Origin of the sequence: Bacillus sp. T2.9-1, from assembly GCF_950097965.1 — a bacterium.
Lineage (GTDB): Bacteria > Bacillota > Bacilli > Bacillales > Cytobacillaceae > Niallia > Niallia hominis.
In genome coordinates this window covers 1-19,309 of the sequence record NZ_CATNHG010000076.1, presented here as the reverse complement: position 1 = coordinate 19,309, position 19,309 = coordinate 1, and the positions used below count along the sequence as shown (strand labels likewise).

At 35.5% G+C, this 19,309-nt stretch carries 21 protein-coding genes; 2 read left to right on the top strand and 19 right to left on the bottom strand.

Translation table 11 applies throughout. From position 1 onward, the window contains the following. Positions 1–66: 66 nt before the first annotated feature. The 19 genes from recN to spoIIIAA form a co-directional block, all read right to left on the bottom strand. A complete protein-coding gene (gene recN / locus QQZ16_RS07065) occupies positions 67–1,755 on the bottom strand; it encodes a DNA repair protein RecN (protein WP_031535234.1) in 1,689 nt (562 codons plus the stop codon). A 16-nt stretch (positions 1,756–1,771) separates the two neighbouring features. Then, positions 1,772–2,221, bottom strand: a complete 450-nt coding sequence (gene ahrC, locus QQZ16_RS07060; RefSeq protein WP_031535236.1) for a transcriptional regulator AhrC/ArgR — start codon at positions 2,219–2,221, stop codon at positions 1,772–1,774. Positions 2,222–2,505: 284 nt separating this feature from the next. Further along, complete coding sequence (locus QQZ16_RS07055) at positions 2,506–3,336, bottom strand: TlyA family RNA methyltransferase (RefSeq protein ID WP_031535238.1); 831 nt, start codon at positions 3,334–3,336, stop codon at positions 2,506–2,508. A 7-nt stretch (positions 3,337–3,343) separates the two neighbouring features. Beyond that, positions 3,344–5,236 (bottom strand): 1-deoxy-D-xylulose-5-phosphate synthase, encoded by a 1,893-nt coding sequence (gene dxs, locus QQZ16_RS07050; RefSeq protein ID WP_031535240.1) that lies wholly within the window; start codon positions 5,234–5,236, stop codon positions 3,344–3,346. Positions 5,237–5,658: 422 nt separating this feature from the next. Next, a complete protein-coding gene (locus QQZ16_RS07045; RefSeq protein WP_031535242.1) occupies positions 5,659–6,552 on the bottom strand; it encodes a polyprenyl synthetase family protein in 894 nt (297 codons plus the stop codon). Between the two features lie 3 nt (positions 6,553–6,555). Continuing rightward, entirely contained in the window at positions 6,556–6,795 is a 240-nt protein-coding gene (gene xseB, locus QQZ16_RS07040) for an exodeoxyribonuclease VII small subunit (RefSeq protein ID WP_031535244.1), read from the bottom strand. A 3-nt stretch (positions 6,796–6,798) separates the two neighbouring features. Beyond that, positions 6,799–8,145: an exodeoxyribonuclease VII large subunit gene (xseA, locus tag QQZ16_RS07035; RefSeq protein WP_031535246.1), complete on the bottom strand. Its 1,347-nt coding sequence runs from the start codon at positions 8,143–8,145 to the stop codon at positions 6,799–6,801. 187 nt (positions 8,146–8,332) lie between these two features. Beyond that, a complete protein-coding gene (gene nusB / locus QQZ16_RS07030) occupies positions 8,333–8,728 on the bottom strand; it encodes a transcription antitermination factor NusB (RefSeq protein WP_031535248.1) in 396 nt (131 codons plus the stop codon). A gap of 273 nt (positions 8,729–9,001) precedes the next feature. Further along, complete coding sequence (locus QQZ16_RS07025) at positions 9,002–9,409, bottom strand: Asp23/Gls24 family envelope stress response protein (protein ID WP_031535250.1); 408 nt, start codon at positions 9,407–9,409, stop codon at positions 9,002–9,004. Positions 9,410–9,424: 15 nt separating this feature from the next. Beyond that, entirely contained in the window at positions 9,425–10,783 is a 1,359-nt protein-coding gene (gene accC, locus QQZ16_RS07020; RefSeq protein WP_031535252.1) for an acetyl-CoA carboxylase biotin carboxylase subunit, read from the bottom strand. A gap of 18 nt (positions 10,784–10,801) precedes the next feature. Further along, complete coding sequence (accB, locus tag QQZ16_RS07015) at positions 10,802–11,272, bottom strand: acetyl-CoA carboxylase biotin carboxyl carrier protein (RefSeq protein ID WP_235252678.1); 471 nt, start codon at positions 11,270–11,272, stop codon at positions 10,802–10,804. A gap of 484 nt (positions 11,273–11,756) precedes the next feature. Continuing rightward, positions 11,757–12,317 carry a SpoIIIAH-like family protein gene (locus QQZ16_RS07010; protein WP_235248086.1) on the bottom strand — a complete coding sequence of 187 codons (561 nt, stop codon included), beginning with the start codon at positions 12,315–12,317 and terminating at the stop codon, positions 11,757–11,759. A 13-nt stretch (positions 12,318–12,330) separates the two neighbouring features. Then, a complete protein-coding gene (gene spoIIIAG, locus QQZ16_RS07005) occupies positions 12,331–12,984 on the bottom strand; it encodes a stage III sporulation protein AG (protein WP_031535258.1) in 654 nt (217 codons plus the stop codon). Further along, a complete protein-coding gene (spoIIIAF, locus tag QQZ16_RS07000) occupies positions 12,977–13,609 on the bottom strand; it encodes a stage III sporulation protein AF (RefSeq protein ID WP_031535260.1) in 633 nt (210 codons plus the stop codon). Before spoIIIAF ends, spoIIIAG begins: the two co-directional genes overlap by 8 nt. Positions 13,610–13,624: 15 nt before the next feature. Further along, positions 13,625–14,857 (bottom strand): stage III sporulation protein AE, encoded by a 1,233-nt coding sequence (spoIIIAE, locus tag QQZ16_RS06995; protein ID WP_235248084.1) that lies wholly within the window; start codon positions 14,855–14,857, stop codon positions 13,625–13,627. Positions 14,858–14,888: 31 nt separating this feature from the next. Further along, on the bottom strand, positions 14,889–15,284 hold the full coding sequence (gene spoIIIAD, locus QQZ16_RS06990) for a stage III sporulation protein AD (protein WP_031535265.1): 396 nt from the start codon (positions 15,282–15,284) through the stop codon (positions 14,889–14,891). Positions 15,285–15,292: 8 nt separating this feature from the next. Then, positions 15,293–15,499, bottom strand: coding sequence for a stage III sporulation protein AC (spoIIIAC, locus tag QQZ16_RS06985; protein WP_016204918.1), 207 nt, complete (start codon positions 15,497–15,499; stop codon positions 15,293–15,295). A gap of 19 nt (positions 15,500–15,518) precedes the next feature. Then, a complete protein-coding gene (gene spoIIIAB, locus QQZ16_RS06980) occupies positions 15,519–16,034 on the bottom strand; it encodes a stage III sporulation protein SpoIIIAB (RefSeq protein WP_031535267.1) in 516 nt (171 codons plus the stop codon). Beyond that, positions 16,035–16,961 carry a stage III sporulation protein AA gene (gene spoIIIAA / locus QQZ16_RS06975; protein ID WP_235248082.1) on the bottom strand — a complete coding sequence of 309 codons (927 nt, stop codon included), beginning with the start codon at positions 16,959–16,961 and terminating at the stop codon, positions 16,035–16,037. It abuts the gene before it with no gap. Between the two features lie 323 nt (positions 16,962–17,284). Between spoIIIAA and QQZ16_RS06970 the strand changes: the two genes are divergently transcribed. Beyond that, entirely contained in the window at positions 17,285–18,676 is a 1,392-nt protein-coding gene (locus QQZ16_RS06970) for an alkaline phosphatase (RefSeq protein ID WP_235248081.1), read from the top strand. Positions 18,677–18,737: 61 nt separating this feature from the next. Next, on the top strand, positions 18,738–19,196 hold the full coding sequence (locus QQZ16_RS06965) for a M23 family metallopeptidase (protein WP_284561215.1): 459 nt from the start codon (positions 18,738–18,740) through the stop codon (positions 19,194–19,196). Positions 19,197–19,309 lie beyond the last annotated feature (113 nt).

The window sequence follows — 19,309 nt, the reverse complement described above, 5'->3', positions numbered from 1 at the left end:
ATAGCCCAGGGTTTTCTTTTCTATAATAAAATAAAACCTCTGCACATATACAGAGGTTTTACGTGTCTATACTTTATTCTTAGCTTTTTGCGCTAATTTTAACAGTTCTTTTGCATGTTTTTTTGTTAATTCGGTAATTTCTGCTCCAGAAATCATTCGTCCTATCTCTTTTATCTTATCTTGCTGAACCAATGGGGTAACAGATGTAGAGGTTCTACCGTCTTCTATTTTTTTCGCAATAAATAAATGAGTATCTGCCATTGCAGCTACTTGAGGCAAGTGGGAAATGCATAATACTTGCGAATCGACTGAAACATGATGAATTTTTTCGGCAATCGCTTGAGCTACTCTTCCACTTACACCAGTATCTACTTCATCAAATATTATAGAAGTGACGCCTTGATGCTTAGAGAAAATGCTCTTTAGTGCAAGCATCATTCTCGATAGCTCTCCACCAGAAACGATTTTCGATAATGGCTTAAGAGGTTCACCAGGATTTGTGGAAATATAAAATTCTACCTCATCTATTCCTTTTTTCGTGACATTATTTTCATTAGCATTTATTCTTACTTCAAAAACTGTTTTTTCCATGTATAGCTCTTTTAGTTCTTGATGAATACTATTTGTTAGACGCTCTGCCGCTTTTCTTCTTAAAACATGCAGTTCCTTTGCTTCTACTAATAAATCTTTTTTTAGGGAAGCTAATTCGCGCTCTAATAAATCAATATGTGTCTCTTTATTTTGTATGGTTTCTAGTTCTTCTTCAATTTTAGCAGCATATTCTAAAATCTCCGATACCGTTTTGCCATATTTCCGCTTTAATGTATTAATTTCATTTAACCTTGCTTCAATTTCATTTAATCTTTCTGGGTCATATTCTAAATAATCTAAAGCACCCCGCATCTGTCTTGCAATATCTTCTAAAATATAATAACTATTGGAAACAGATTCAGCCATATCTTTATATTCAGTATCTAAGCTTGCAGCTTCCTCCATATTTCCCATTACTTCCCCAAGCCAATCCAAGCCCTTTTGTTCCCCTCTAAGAGCTGTATAGCCTGTTTGAATGCTATCATATATTTTTTCAAAATTACTTAACTTCTTTTTTTCTTCCAACAATTCTTCATCTTCATTTAATTTCAAATGAGCACTTTCAATTTCATTAAACTGAAATTGCAGTAAATCAAGCCTTTGTGCCATTTGCTGCTCATTTTCTGTTAAGTTCATTAATTTTTTTTGCGTTTGTGTATAAGAACGATAAATTTCTTCATATTCTTCCAAAACAGGAGCCAATTCTCCCATTGCAAAAGTATCCAATAATTGTAAATGTTTCGTTTCGTCCATTAATTCCTGATGTTCATGCTGTCCATGTATATCAATCAGTGTGGACCCTATTTCTCGTAAAACAGAAATCGTAATTAGTTTTCCATTTATTCGACAAACACTTTTACCAGATAGCGCAATATCTCTTCTTAATACAATTGTACCTTCATCTATATCTATTCCAAATTCATTCATTTTTCGAAAACATGGATGACCATCTTCTATATAAAATAATCCTTCAATTTCTGCCTTCTCTTCTCCATGTCGAACAAATTCGGCAGAACCACGGCCACCAACTAACAAATTAATTGCATCAATGATAATGGATTTCCCTGCACCTGTCTCACCAGTTAGTACAGTAAGTCCTTTATTATAGGAAATGGATAGACTATCTATGATTGCAAAATTTTTAATCGATAATTCACTTAGCAATTAATGTCCCCCCAAATTAAAGCATATCAAGAAAACGATCGCTAATTCTCTTGCCTTCTTCAGCAGAGCGGCAAATGATTAGACATGTATCATCTCCACATATTGTACCTAGTATTTCATCCCAATCTAAATTATCAATTAATGCACCAATGGCCTGTGCATTCCCAGGCAAAGATTTTAGAACGAGCAAATTTTCTGCTGAATCGATTTTAACAAAGGAGTCCATCAGCATTCTTTTTAATTTCTGCAATGGATTAAATCGTTGGTCAGCAGGAAGGCTATATTTATATCTACCATCTTGAAGGGGCACTTTAACTAAATGTAATTCTTTAATATCCCTTGAAACAGTAGCTTGTGTTACATTATAGCCGGCACTTTTCAATTCATCTACTAATTCATCTTGCGTTTCTATATCATTATTTGTAATAATTTCTCTTATTTTTATATGCCTTTGACCCTTATTCATATTTTCCATCCTTTATAGTGGTTATCATTTCATTATGTATAATGTTTATTGCTCTTTATATAAAAGTATTTGTTTCCTTTTATTCGTTCATTCGATTTTTTTAGACATTTTCCTTCTATCTTATTTTACCGTGTTTGTTCGCCTTTTTACAAGAACAAAGAATAAAACAACATTACTTTTGTATCTTCTATTGTACAGCAAAAAGGGTTAGCCAACATAAGAGATCTTCTACTAGCATTATTGTACTAGTTCTCTTCATGTAGTCAAACCCTTCTACCATTTGCTTATTTATCGGTTTCTTTATTTGCCTTCAATTCAGCGTGTGCCGCTTCCACAGTCTCTTTTATTTGATAAAAATGCTCATGTTTCTCCTCGCGTTCATCCCAATGAAGATGAAGCAAAAATTCAATGTTGCCATCACCGCCAGTTATAGGAGAAAAGGACAGATTTTTTATGATATATCCTTCTTTTTTCGAAAAATCGATTATTTTTTCTAAAACAGACTCATGGACTTTTCGATCTCTGACAATTCCTTTTTTCCCAACTTGTTCTCTTCCCGCTTCAAATTGCGGCTTCACTAAAGCAATGACATCACTGCCTGAAACTAATAATGTTTTTAACACAGGCAATATTAGCTTTAAAGAAATAAATGAAACATCAATAGAAGCAATATTCGGCATTTCTCCTACTAAATCAGCAGGAGTTACGTAACGGAAATTCGTTCTTTCCATAACAATTACACGCTCATCCTGTCTTAGCTTCCACGCTAATTGGTTATAGCCTACATCTAAGGCATACGATTGCTTTGCTCCGTTTTGCAAAGCACAATCAGTAAATCCTCCGGTAGAAGAGCCGATATCAAGCAATACTTTATCTTTCATGTTGACATCAAATACTTTGAGTGCCTTTTCCAACTTTAAGCCGCCTCTTGAAACATACTGCAGCGTCTTTCCTTTTACTGTCAGCTTAGCATCGGCATTTATTTTTTCACCTGGTTTATCCAGTCTATTTTCCTCACAATAAACAATCCCTGCCATCACAGCACGTTTTGCCTTTTCCCTTGTTTCAAATAAACCTTGTTCCACTAATAATACATCTATTCTTTCTTTCTTCATGAATGCTCTAAGCCCTCTTTTGTTTATTTCTTGCAATCGCTAAAAGTCTATTTACTACTTCTTCTTTTGTTAAATTAATTTCTTCTAATAAAGAATGGACATCACCATGTTCAATAAATTGGTCAGGAATTCCCATACGATCGATTACATTTGCGCCATAGCCATGATCGTGTGCATATTCTAAACAATAACTTCCAAATCCACCTTGCAGAATTGCTTCTTCTAATGTCAATATTGGAATTTGTTTTTTTAATAAATCCGTTAACATTGCTTCATCTAATGGTTTGATAAATCGCGCATTGACGACTTTCACGTGTATGCCTTGGGCTTCCAGCTGATTTGCTGCCTCCATTGCCATTTCAATGGTTGTTCCAAAAGTAAGGATTGCGGCGTCAGATCCCTCTCTTAACACTTCCCATGTACCGATTGGAATCGTTTTTAATGCAGAATCTAGCTCTACCCCAATTCCATTTCCGCGAGGGAAACGCATTGCAATTGGTCCATCATTATACTTGATTGCCGTATTTACCATATGCTGCCCTTCATTTTCGTCTTTCGGCATCATTAAAACTAAGTTTGGCATATGACGTAAAAATGCAATATCATAAATCCCTTGATGCGTTTCTCCGTCTGCACCGACTAAGCCTGCACGGTCAATTCCGATAAACACATTTAAATTTTGACGGCACACATCATGAAGCATTTGATCGTATGCACGTTGTAAAAATGTAGAATAAATCGCTAAAAATGGCTTCATTTTTTGTGTTGCCAGTCCAGCTGCTAATGTAACAGCATGCTGTTCTGCTATTCCAACATCAAGCATTCGATTTGGGAATTCTTTTGCAAATGATTCTAATTTTGAACCAACTGGCATCGCAGGTGTAACAGCAACGATTCGTTCATCTGTTCGCGCCAATTTCAAAACAGTATCACTTACTAGTTTACTCCAGGCAGGTGCCGTAATAGTCGGCTTTACAAAATCTCCTGTCTCAATCTTATATGGACCTGTTCCGTGCCATGTGCCAATTTTATCTTTTTCAGCAGGAGAGAATCCTTTCCCTTTTTTCGTAATTACATGTAATAATACTGGTCCAGAAGTTTTCTTTGCATAATTTAATTGTTCAAATAAGTCTTCGAAATCATGTCCATCAACTGGCCCTAAATAAGTAAAGCCTAACTCTTCAAAAAACACACCAGACACTAATAAATACTTTAAACTATCTTTAATTCTTTCAGCAGTGGCTGCCATCTTACCACCGACTGCAGGAATTTTCTTTAAAAGCATTTCTAATTCATCTTTAACCCATTGATACTTGCCAGCAGTTCTTAATCTTCCCAATACTTGATGAAGGGCACCGACATTTGGGGCAATCGACATTTCGTTATCATTAAGAATCACAATCATATTTTTCTTTTCATCACCGATATGATTAAGTGCTTCAAGGGCCATTCCACCTGTTAAGGCTCCATCCCCAATAATCGGAATAATATAAGAGTCTTCCTTTTTCAAATCGCGAGCTACTGCCATTCCCATTGCTGCCGATAAAGATGTGGAGCTATGGCCTGTTTCCCATACATCATGCTCACTTTCATTCATTTTTGGAAAACCGCTCATCCCCTTGTATTGTCTAAGGGTATCAAAATCTTTTGCTCGACCAGTTAAAATTTTGTGTACATAGGATTGATGCCCTACATCCCATAGCATTTTATCCTTTGGACTATCAAAGCATTTATGAAGTGCAAGTGTTAATTCGACTACTCCTAAATTTGGACCAATATGGCCACCAGTTAGAGAAAGTTGATTAATTAAAAAGTGACGGATATCTTCGCTAAGGCTCTTGAGCTCCTCATTGGATAATCCTTTTAAAAATGCTGGATTTTCAATTGACATTAAATCCATTAGGTAACAACTCACTTTCGTTCAGTTATAACCAATAGTCAATATTTCTTAAATGACTATATTGGTATATCTTCCTTCCATTTAACCATTTTCATTTCTTTTTCGCCAAAGATTGTATTTTATATTAGAATACCTTATTTTATAAAAAAAACCTAATTTATTCTTATTATTAAGTATGTATTATACCATTCATTCCCCCATAATAGTAGTAATTCTACATAGTTAAATGAATGAAATGAAGCGCTAAAAAGAAGGATGCCTCCAAATGGAACACTCCTCTTGCACAAATATAGAGGTTTATACTTCTATAAAATGCATAAGTGTTGTCAAATATGCTGGAGACACCCTGGTCATCTGATTCTCTATTCTTATTTTCCTATATAGTTCCGAGAAAGCCTTTAAATGTTTTAAGGAAGATATAATTAATTATTTCTATAGGCAATTAAATCTGTAATCTTTTCTAAGATTGCACTATCTATAGGCAAGCTTTCAAGAAGACCTTTTGCTTGTCTGATATGCAAATCTAATTCACTTTTCGCTCCATCCATTGTGAGTATTTTTGGATAGGTACTCTTGTGATTACCCATATCACTTCCAATTGGCTTTCCAATAAGCTCTTCATCACCCTCTAAATCTAATATATCGTCTCGAATTTGGAAGGCTAAACCTAAATGATAAGCAAATTGCTTTAGCTGCTTTATTTCAGTGTTATTAGCACCTGCTAATTTTGCACCAATTATAATGCTAACCTCTAGTAGCTTTCCTGTTTTATGTAGGTGGATTTGCTCAAGCTCTTGTTGATTTAAGGTTTTATTTTCCCCTTCAATATCCGCAACTTGTCCACCCACCATGCCTTCTGCACCAGCTGCTTCTGCTAAAAGACCGATTGTCGCGAGTATCGTTTCTGCAGGAATATTTTGTTGCTTCATATTCGCCATTATTTGAAAGCTGTAGGTAAGTAGGGCATCTCCTGCCAAAATTGCAATTGCCTCCCCGTATACTTTATGATTTGTTGGTAGACCTCTTCGTAAATCGTCATCATCCATACTTGGCAAATCATCGTGAATCAAGGAGTAGGTATGTATCATCTCAATTGCTATTGCTGGTAATAACCCGATAAGTGGATCTTTTCCATACGCCTGTATAGTTGCAAACAAAAGTAATGGTCGAATTCTTTTTCCACCCGCGTTTAAGGAATAGAGCATCGAATCTTTTAAGTTAGCTGGTGCTGCTAGCTTTTCTACATTTTTCTTTAATTCCTTTTCCAATATATCCTTATAGTTGCTTGTAAATGCTGACAAAGAGATATTATTCAAGCTTTATTCCTCCTCAGCAATCGAAAACGGTTGTTTTTTTCCATTCTCTAAAACGACTTCCGCTAATTGTTCTTCCACATTTTTCAATTTTTCATGACAATATTTAGAAAGCTCCATTCCTTTTTTATACGTGTTAATTGCCTCTTCTAACGGAACGTCTCCCTCTTCTAGTTTTTCAACGATTCTCTCTAATTCTTCCATCGCTTCTTCAAAAGATGGATTTTTTTCTGAATTGGTTGCCAAAATCTATCTCTCCTTTACCGCAATAATTTCTGCTTCTACCATTCCATCAGCCAGGTTTAACTCAATCTGATCCTTAGGCTTGACTTGTTTAATACTTGCTATTAACTTCCCGTGATGATCGTATGCTACATTATAGCCTCTTTCCATTATTTTCAGCGGACTTAATGCATCCATCTTCCCTATTTTCGAAAGAAAAGCTTGTCTTTTTGCTTGCAGAATAAGCTCCGTATTACGAACTAGATTTTTTTGTAAGCTAGCTAAATCTTGATTGGCCTTCTTGATATAATGATTAGGGTGATTTCTAACAAGCTGCTTTTGTATTAATTCCTGTTGCATATGTTTCTGTTCAAGAACTCTTTGCACATTACGCGTTAATAATTCTGTCTGTTTATCTAGCTGCTCCATTTTTTGGTCATACAATACCTTTGGATAACGAAATGCATAGGAACGCTGAATTCTATTTAGACGAAGCTTCTGTAACTCAACTTTCTCTTTTATCCCTCTAATCAACCGACTTTGCCTTGTCAAAATACGCTCTACAAGTTCATCTATATGGGGTACAGCAAGCTCAGCTGCTCCAGTTGGAGTCGGCGCACGCATATCAGCAACAAAATCACAAATAGTAAAGTCTGTTTCATGACCGACAGCGGAAATTACTGGAATATTCGAAGTGTAAATGGCTCTGGCAACGATTTCTTCATTAAAAGCCCATAATTCCTCTATGGAACCGCCACCTCTACCTACTATGAGGACATCAATCAATGGAGAATCCTGTTCATTAGCTTGTTGAACAGCCTTTACAATAGAAGGAGCCGCTGTTTCTCCTTGCACTAGTGCTGGATAGATCATTATTTTTGCAATGGGATATCGTCTTTTAATTGTCGTAATAATATCTCTTATTGCAGCACCAGTTGGAGAGGTAATTACACCAATTGTTCTGGGATATTTAGGAATGGCTTTCTTATGATCTTGGCGAAACATGCCTTCTTGTTCCAATTTTGCTCTTAACTGTTCATAAGCCAAATAAAGTTGACCTATTCCGTCTGGCTGCATTTCTGAAACATACATTTGATATTGCCCGCTTGATTCATAAACTGTGATACTTGCTTTAATAAGTACTTTCATCCCATTTTCCGGCTTAAATTTCATTTGCTGATTATTTCGAGCAAACATAACTGCCAAAATCCTCGCCTTTTCATCTTTTAAGGTAAAATACATATGACCACTTGAATGCTGCTTAAAATTTGAGATTTCTCCTTTTACCATAATCTCATGCAAATGAGGATCTGCATCAAATTTCCTTTTTATGTATTTAGTCAATGCATGTACCGTTAAATAACGTGATTCCATTTATAAAAAACTCCTTTTACAGGATGGAAAAAGGGGTGTAGTATCCATACACCACATCCCTTTTCGTTCATGTTTATAGGTTATAGAAGGAAACAATTCAGGATGATATCAAATTTTTTGTTCTAGAAGGAAACAAAATTTGAATTGTCACATATTCATACTATTAATCAAACCATCGTTTCTCTTACTACTCTTGATTAGCTTTAATCTTAGATAATACACCGTTGACAAATCTACCAGATTGATCATCACCATAAAGTTTAGCAATCTCTACAGCCTCATCAATTGCTACATTTACAGGTACATCATCTGCTTGACTATACATAATTTCATACGTAGCAAGACGAAGAACATTACGGTCTACATTTGCGATTCTTTCTAGAGACCAATTTTCTAGGTATTGCTTTATCGTTTCATCAATAGATACTTGATGGCTTAATACACCATCCACTAATTTGGTAAGGTATAAATCTGATTTTTCTCCTTCTAAAACATGTTCTATTGCTGTTTCCTTATCTATATCACTAATATCAATTTGAAATAGTGCCTGTAAGGCCTTTTCTCTGGCAGTTCTTCTTTTCATTATTTATGGCTCCTTTAAAATCCTTCCATAGGTTTTTCAACCTATTTATCTATGCTACATGAATAATAGCATAAATAAAAACAAAACTCTATCTTACATGAAAAAAACCTAGCATTCTGTTCTTATTAACAGGTAATTTTCACAAAAACAAAGGCTGTCCAGGTTATCAGTAATAACTATCAAAGAGGAAGTCCCTTATTAATAGATATTTTGCTCTTACCTGTTCAGCCTTTGCTATTTAAACGCTATGCTATCGTTCCTTTGCCTGTGTCTTTACATCTCTTGCTGTAATTCAGCTTCTTGTTTTGCTGTTTCAAACTGAACTCCAACAATGTGAATATTAACCTCTTCTGTAACAAGTCCAGTCATATTAATTAATGTCTGACGAATATTATCTTGAATTTGCTGAGCTACTTGTGGAATAGATATACCAAAATTCATCACGCAATATACTTCCACTTTTATTCCTTCTTCACTGAGGTCAACCTTTATACCTTTGTTGTGTAATTTTTTACCAAACTTTTCCACTACTCCAGTTGCAAAATTGCTTCTCATTTGTGCTACACCTTCCACTTCAGAAGCAGCAATACTTGCAATAACCTCAATTACTTCAGGAGCAATTTCTACTTTACCTAACCCATTATACTCTTGGTTCATTTCTAAACTTGTTGTTTCGCTCATTACCTTTTCCTCCTTTTAATCTTCTGATTTCATTAAATCATACATTTCTAAAAACTTTGTGTTGAAGTTGCCTTCCACAAACTTTTCATGATTAAGGAGATTCAAGTGAAAGGGAATCGTGGTATCTACACCTTCGATCACAAACTCACTCAGCGCCCGTTTCATGCGGGAAATAGCTTCCTTTCTAGTTGACCCATATGCAATTACCTTAGCAATCATACTATCATAGTATGGTGGGATCGTATAACCAGGATAAGCAGCTGAATCAACACGTACTCCTAATCCGCCTGGTGGTAAATACATGTTAATCTTCCCTGGTGAAGGCATGAAATTCTTCGCAGGATTTTCTGCATTAATCCGACATTCTATTGCCCAACCAGTAAATGTAACATCCTTTTGTTTGTATTCTAGTGGTTTGCCTGATGCAACTAGTATTTGTTCTTTGATTAAATCAATACCTGTTACCATCTCTGTTACTGGATGCTCTACTTGGATACGCGTATTCATTTCCATGAAATAGAATGCTTGATTTTGATAGTCAAAGATAAATTCTACTGTTCCTGCACCTGTGTAGTTAACTGCTGCTGCAGCTTTAACTGCAGCATCTCCCATTTTCTCTCTCATTTCTTCTGTTAAAACTGGAGACGGTGTTTCTTCAAGAAGTTTTTGCAATCGACGCTGAATAGAACAATCTCTTTCTCCTAAATGAATAACATTTCCGTAATTATCTGCAAGTACTTGCAATTCTACATGGCGGAAATCCTCAATGTATTTTTCTAAATACACGCCTGCATTACCAAAGGCTGTTAAAGCTTCTTGTTGGGTAATATTTATTCCTTTAACTAGTTCTTCTTCTGTTTTAGCAACACGGATACCCTTACCACCGCCACCTGCCGTAGCTTTAATAATTACTGGATAACCTATTTCTTTCGCTAAAGTAATTCCTTCTTCTAAATCTTTAATAATACCTTGGGATCCAGGTACGATTGGAACACCAGCCTGACGCATTGTTTCTCTAGCAATATCTTTTGTCCCCATTTTATTAATAGCCTCTGGACTAGGGCCAACAAACGTGATTTTGCAATCTCTGCAAAGTTCAGCGAAATCAGCATTTTCTGCTAAAAATCCGTATCCTGGATGAATAGCATCACATCCAGTCAATGTTGCTACGCTGATTATATTTGTAAAATTCAAATAGCTATCCTTGGAAGCTTTTGGACCAACACAGTATGCTTCATCTGCGATTTGTACATGCAAAGCCTCACTATCTGCTTCTGAATAAATGGCTACAGTTTGAATATCTAATTCTCGACATGCTCTTATTATGCGGACAGCTATTTCGCCTCTATTTGCGATTAACAGTTTTTTTATCATTGACTAAACCCCTCTTTGTTACGCCTTTACTAGGAATAATGGTTCTCCGTACTCTACAAGTTCTCCATCTTTAACGAGGATTTCTACAATCTCCCCATCTACTTCTGCTGTAATCTCATTAAATAGCTTCATCGCTTCTACGATACATACAACAGAGTCTTTCGTCACTTTGTCTCCTACTTTTACAAACGCATCTGCGTCTGGAGAAGCTGATTGATAAAAAGTTCCTACCATTGGAGAAGTAATTTTATGTAAGTTTTCATCGATTGATTTTGCAGGTGTTTCTGCAACTACACTTTCAACTGCAACTTCTTTCGTTGTTGCTTCTTGTTGTTGAGTTGATTTTGTAATAACTGGCGCTGAAACTACTGTTTCGCCAACACTCTTCTTGATTTCGACTTTCACACCATCTTGTTCATATAAAAAATTACTAATAGTAGAATCATCTATTAATTTAATTAATTCTTTTACTTCTGAAATATTTAACATATAATTGCACCCCTTAAATCATTCTTTTAGGACTAGATACTAATATCATACGATAAGACCTTATGATAATTCAACAACCATCTTTAAAATATGACTTTTTTGCTACTATTACTTTCATTTTTTTCCTTTTATTATGTGAGTCGAAAGGGGATCTCCTCTCTTTCTACATACTTATCATACCACTATCTTTTTAAAATAACTAATCCAAGGTGTACAATTAAAAGAAAACGCTTACTATTATTATAGAGGTAAAAAGAGCAAAAATTAATTACTGTTAGAAGCTCTATTTTCTTCCTAATTTATTCTATTTCATTCTCTTTTTGAACACCTCTACTTAATTTGCTGACCAGTTACACACCTTATATTCCATTGTCTATTTTCCTGATTGTTTGGACAATCGCCTTACAAAAAAACTGTAGACACTTCCCAAAAAGTATCTACAGTTTCGCTAACTATTCATTATCTCTCATTTTCACAAATATTATTATTGTGGATCAATTTTTACTGCAACATTAGCGTTTGGTGCATCCATATTTTTGCGAACAAGCTGAACAATTTCATTCGCTGCTTCTGCGGATAATTCTTCTGCTTTTACGGTTACCTTCACTGTACCATCATCTGAGGTCTGTACAAGCACATCTTCATAATTTTCTGCTTTAATTAGGCTTTCCATAATCTTTTCATTATCTGTAATTTCCTGAAGCTCTTTAATCTTTTCTGTAGCTTCATTTTTTTCTTCTGCTGTTTTATCCTTTGAACCTTGAATGGTTACTAATTCTTCCTTCATCTTGTCACGCTGTTCCATTAAATCAAGTCTCATCTGTTCAAATACTGCTTCAGAGTCAGTTGTTGTAACAGTGCTTTCCCCGTTACTATCAGTAGCTGCTTCCTCTGCATCCTTCGTTGTTGCATTTTCTGTATTCTCATCTTCGCTAGTTGCAAGTTCATTTAATCGAGATTCTGGGGATGTGATATAGTAGACTGACAATACCACAACCAAACTTAACATCGTTAATAACCATACTGTTTGCTTTTTTAATAACATCTATTATTCCCCCTTAGTTTTGTTTAGGCTGTACAGAAACTCTATGGCTTGAAACATCTAACGCCCGAGTAACTGCCTCCACAATCATTGTTTTAACTTTTATATTTTCAGCTCCTTTTGCAACAACGAGTACACCAGCAATTTTAGGCTTCATCGTTTCCACTACAATTGGAACTTGTTTATCCCCATTGGGCACCAATACCACTGTTTCCTCATTCGATGTTTCTTCTACGCTTCTATTTCCTCCTTGTGTATCTTCTTCTTCTGTTTTTTGAATCGTTTGTGAATTATTTTTTTCATATATTTTTTTTTCAGATCCTTCTAAATTCACATAAACAATCGCATCTTTGACACCTGCTATTGCATTTATCGCTTCCTTAATTTGTTCCTTGTATTGTTCTTCATAATCAGCAATAGTTAAATTGCTGCTATCGGCTTTTTGTCCAAATGTTTCTTGAGCATTTTCAGAGGAAGCATCATTACTTAATGCGGAAACTTCTTGGGCGTTATTATTGTCCTTAAAAAACATGTTGCTTAAAAGCATAATGGCTACGCCAAACAATACAACGATGACAAGATAGGTGGCTTTTCCTTTTTTCTTTTCATCCCCGTCATTTGACAGTACATTTTTTAACCAGCTTAATGGCCCTTTGTCCTTGTTATCCATTTTTCTCCTCCTCCCCTCCTTCGTACATAATTACAATTGCATCATCTCGTACTTCCCATTTTTCGGAAAGAAAAGAAACAATACTTTCTGTATCCATTTGTTTCGATTCATTTTTGTCAAGAAGAGGTTGCTGTGTGTCAATTCGAACAGGGCTTACAGCTTCCACAACGTTTTGTGGATCCTTGCTTTCTTTCATATGAATAACCATTTCTGCTAAGTTTTCAGGAAACCCAACATCCTTCTCTTTGTCGATTGATAATTGAATCGAATTGATCTCCATTCCGTAATTTGCTATCAACTCCTCATTTGCATCCTCTTTTAATTGGACAGCCATTTTATTTAATGTATATTCATCAAGTGAGGCTTGTATTTCTCTTTTTTTCAATTCGATCGAATTATTCATATTTTTTTGTTCTGGCTCGCCGATCGCACTGGCAGTGAACACAGCTTCAAAGTCACTCGAAATCAGCTTAAATACAGGTGTCAATATAACAGTTATTAGTAATAATCCAGCGACCATCTTGGCATATTTCTGAAAGGTAGAGTTTGGCAATAGCATGTCCACAACAGTTGCTAGCAAAATAAACAGAATTATATTTGTAACCCACTCTGTAATAAAATTCATCCTTGCCCCTCCTTTCTACCTCACCATCATTGTTATATTACTTGCAACAATGATTACTGTTATACTTAGGAAAAACATAAGGGAAACGATTGCTAATGCTGCAAAGACATAGATAACACTCTTACTTATAACATCTAAGCATTTAATAACAGGTCCTCCGCCAATTGGCTGTAAAAGTGCTGCGGCAAATTTATAAATAAAAGAAATCATTAAAATCTTAATCGCAGGAAAGGCAACAAGTAGAAGGAGAATTACCACTCCTGCTATTCCAACCGTGTTTTTTAACAATAAGGAAGCATTTATAACTGTATCTGTTGCATCTGTAAACATTCGGCCTATAACCGGAATGAAATTTCCCGTTACAAATTTAGCTGTCTTAATCGTAATTCCATCCGTTATTGCTGACGATGCACCTTGGACGGAAATAACACCTAAAAATATAGTCAAGAAAGTTCCTAAGATCCCTATACTGATATTACGTAATAAATTAGCTAATTGTGTAACTTTGTATTGTTCTGATAGACTGCTTACGACGTGAAGTAAAGTTGATAAAAACAATAGAGGAAGCACAGTATATTCAATTAACATCCCACTTGTATTCATTAAAAAAAGAATAACGGGATGAAAGAAAGCTGCAGATATGGCTCCGCCTGAAGCTGCCATAAGCCCTAGCAATAAAGGAACTAGTGCTAATATAAAATTTGTCATATTCGATATTGCGTCACTAGCATAAGTAATTGCTACATGAAAGCTATTCAATGCGAGAATAATGATAACCATAAACACGATCGCATAGGCGACAGTACTAATAGAGCTTTTCTCAAACGAATTTTGGAGCATTTGCAGTAAAACACTAAATATAGTAAGCAAGATTAACGATCCTAATAATTTTCCATTTACTATAATTTCATGAAATGCAAATTGTAGCATGCCGTGAAAAAAGCCTTGTAAGTCAAAAGTTTTATTTCCTATCATAAAATCATATAGGCTTCCCTTTTGGCTTTCTGGCAAAAATCCACCATATTCTGTTTTAACCGAATCCCAAAATTCCGTTAATTCATTTAGATCTAATGACTCCAATTGTGATTCAACAAGTCTTGTTGGATCAACTCCTTCGTCATTTGTTTCTTCTAATGCTTCTGACTGTGGTACTTCTTGTGACTCATGAGGTGAGGCTTGTACAATCGGTTGATAGAGAAAAAAGATAGCTGCCATTATTAGTAGTACGACTTTCAACTTTGTTTTCAATTTTTCCACCTCGAAATAAACGGTTTCCTACTTAACTTGGAATCATATTTAAAATTGTTTCTACTAATACAGTCAATATTGGTACCGCCATTGCTAAAATCAAGATTTTTCCTGCTAGTTCAATCTTTGATGCGATAGAACCTTGTCCTGCATCTTTAGTAATTTGCACTGCAAATTCTGCTATATAGGCGATGCCAATAATTTTCAGAATTGTTTCTACGTAAACAGTGTTTACCCTTGCATTTAAAGCAATTCTTTCTACCATTTGGATAATTGCCGCTATTTGGTCAACAAGAAAAAGGAAAATTGCACAGCCAACAAACACAACTAATAAAAAGGCAATATTGGGCTTTTGTTCTTTTACCACCAATGCTAAAAAAGTAGAAATTAATGCAATTCCAACTATTTGAAGAATTTCAATGATGATATCCTCCTTTACCCTTGGAATAAAAATACGGCTTTTATCTTTTGAAACAAATCATTTACAATATTCGCTACCATAAATAGAATGTAAATAAATCCAAATAAGGTAACCCATTGTGCATACTCCTTCTTGCCAACTTGGTCGAGGATTGTGTGTAAAAAAGCTACGACGATTCCTACTCCTGCGATTTTGAATATAATATCGACCTCTAAGCCCATAAAAGTCTCCTCCTAAAAACTACATCAATAAAATGACAATCAGCAGACCGGACAGAAATCCTAAGCTTCTTACCATTTTTTCATATTTCCCTTGTATTTCTCTTGCCTCTTCTTCTTCTCTTTCTAAATGAGTCAGCGTAAGCATTATTTGCTTTTGTTGTGAAAAACGGTCGTGCCTGCCTAATGTTTCACCGAATTGCTTCATGATTTCTAATTCAGTATCTTTCATCGCCGTTTTTTTCCAAATATCATGTAAAGATAAACTCCACGCTTCTTTGACAGTTGTATCTTCTTTGATTAAGCGCTCCGCAAAACTTCCAAAAAAAGAACTTAGTGGATCACTTAATTGTTCTGCTAATCTTCTGGAAGCTTCATGTAAGGGGGTATGTCCATACATAATCTCCGCCTCTAATGATTGAAGTGCTGATTTTAGTGCCCTTATTTGCTTTGGTCTTTGGCTTAATAGTTTTGAAAATTCCATTCCACCCCAACTTGTTGAAGCAAGAATCAAGATAGCGCCAATTATTTTCACCATTTATTTCACCTTCATTTCATCCATTAATAAATGGCCTTGTCCATTTCTTATTGCTGTTACTGTGCCAGGACCCTTCTTTCTATTTAATTCAATATAGCGTTCAAATATGCCCATTTTTATCATCCTAGAAAGCATCGGTCGTTTTTTTACTTCTTCCAAGCTTGATCCATGTGTTGTCATTACTAATTGAATACCAGCATTAACAGCTTCTAGGATTGCTTCTTCATCTTCTTTTCGACCTACCTCATCTACAATCAGAACATCTGGGCTCATGGAACGAATCATCATCATCATTCCTTCCGCTTTTGGACAAGCATCCAGAACATCTATGCGTTGGCCAAACGTCATTTGAGGTATTCCATCCATACACCCTGCAATTTCGGATCGTTCATCCACAATCCCTACTTTCGCTGGCTTACGTAATGAATGCTCCTCTTCAGATGAAATTAATCTAGCTATATCTCTTAATAAGGTCGTTTTCCCGGTCTGCGGGGGTCCAATAATCATCGTATGCCGCCATTTTCCTTTATCATATAAATAGGGAATGTATGGATTAGCTATTCCGATCTTCTCCTTTGCAATACGAATATTGAAAGAAGCTACATCCCGTATTGCCTTTACTTTGCTATCTTGCAAAATAACTCTGCCCGCAAGTCCAACACGATGCCCACCTTGAACAGTGATATAACCTCTTTTCAATTCTTCTTCCATTGTATAAACCGAGTATCGACTTATTTTATTTAGTAATTGGTTCCCATCCTCTTTCGAAACAATAAATGGAAAAAAGATAGAATGTCCATTTATAAATACTTCTAAAGGTCTGCCTATCCGAACTCGAATCTCTTCCATATCTAATCTTTCAGATGGAGGGATTGTGAGTATTTGATTTTCAATAGATTTAGGCAAAAAAGAATAGATAGTATTCACAAAAAATTCCTCCTTTGCTATAAGATTTCTGCTTTTTTTCAGCTTTTCATTGATTTTATTGGTTGTAAATTTGCAAAGTTAATTCTGGCTGCTATTCATTATTCATATACAGAAGAAAACTTCCCTCCACATAACATACATAGGATGACTTATTAAAATGTATGCTCGTCTACCTTTTTTATGTCATTTCCTGTTTGATTCCTTTATTTTTATACATGTAATTTATTTAAGAACCTCGCAAAGATAGGTAAATAGGGATTAAAAAATGCTTTTTTTCAAAAGCTATACAAGATTAAACGTCAAACGCCTAGGAGGATAAAGATTTGAAAAAGCTACTTTTCGTTTTCCTTTCCATTAGTTTAGGGTTCTTCCTTTCTGTTCAACCAGTTGTAGATAAGCCCGCTTTAAGCAAAGAACAAAAGGATACACCTAAAAATGTTATATTGCTCATAGGAGATGGTATGGGTATCGGGCAAATGGAGATTGCTCGCTTATTGGAGCATGGAGTAAAAGGAAAACTTTTTATGGAAACACTCCCCTACACAGCGATTGTCCATACATCCTCCAGCAATAATCGGGTTACTGACTCTGCAGCCGGGGGAACTGCTCTTGCGATTGGACAGAAAACGAATAATGGGATGATTGGCATTACACCAAATGGAAAAAACGAAGACAGCATTTTAGATATATTTAAAAAGGAGGGAAAAAGAACAGCAATAATTACTACTAATTCGGTAACAGATGCAACACCAGCAAGCTTTACTGCAAGTGTCAATAATAGATGGGCAGACCAAGAGGAAATTGCCAAGCAACAATTAAGCAATAAAGTAGATATCATTATGGGAGGAGGTAAAAAATACTTTACTCGAAAAGATAAAAGAGGGATTGACCTGATTGATGCATACAAAAACTCAGGGTATCGTTATATTTCAACTGCAGATCAATTAAAAAAAACAAATTCGAATAAAATTCTTGGGCTTTTTGGAGATGCTCACTTAAATTTTCAATTAGATCGTGAACTACTCAAAACAACAGAACCAACCTTACAGGAAATGACTAAAAAAACACTCGATATTCTATCAAAAGACGAGAAAGGTTTTTTTGCCATGATTGAAGGAGGTCGTATTGACCACGCCTCCCATGCATCCGATATTACAGGAATATGGAAAGAAACAATTGCCTTCGATGAAGTGGTTAAATACTGTGTGGAATGGGCTAATAAACAACAAGATACATTAGTTGTTGTTGCCGCTGACCACGAAACGATGGGGGTTTCTGCCACTGAAGCAATGGATATAAATGCACTTAAAAACATTACTGCATCTCCTCATTACATGGCTCAGCAACTAACGAAGAAAAAAACAAGTAATCACTATACGGAAAAAAGTATACGAAAGGTCTTTAAAGACTATGCAGCAATGGATATAACTAATGAAGAGCTTGCCAAATTTCAAACAAACAAATTACCGAAGAAAGAACAAGTCTATCGCGAGCAACAAATCGACTGGCAAATTGGAAGTATTATTGCGAACCATTACCACGGCGGTATCCTCCAACCAGAAGTACAACAGCTTAGCACTACAGGGGGGCATACAAGTAATATGATTGTTGTTTTCGCATTTGGAATGGGGGCAGAAGAATTTCATGGGGTGTTAGATAATACCGATATTCCCAAGAAAATTGCCTCCATTATGGGCTATCCTTTTGCTAATTAATATGGTAAACATCCAAACGTAAATAATCACTTCAACATATTCTATCATGAGGTGATTATTTATGTTTTTAAGACCAACTTCTGTAACATATATATCAAATGGATTCCATTCGACAGGTAAGGACAAGCATTTTGGAATTGACTTTGCACAAAATGGAATTAATGCGATTAGAGCATGTGCTGACGGCAAGGTGACCAAATCCTATTTTTCAACAAGTTACGGAGAATGTATCATGATTCTTCATAACATTTCTGGCCAAGAATATGAAACGGTATACGCCCACTTAAAAAGTGGTTCTCGGAAAGTAAAGGTCGGAGAATATGTAAAAAAAGGACAAGTTATTGGCATTATGGGTAATACAGGAGATTCAACCGGTCAGCATTTACATTTTGAATTACACATTGGCCGTTGGAATAATAATAAAACGAATGCAGTTAACCCACTTCCTTATTTTGAATCAGATACTGAAGCCATTCCTTCTAGTAACAATGAATATATTGTTAAAAAAGTCCTGCGGTAATATGTCAAGTACCAAAATCTAAGGAATTGGAAATTGTAAGCCAACCAATACCTAAAAAAGACAATACTTAAGAAACCCAGTAAGATATTAAACCATTTACTGGAAAATATTGA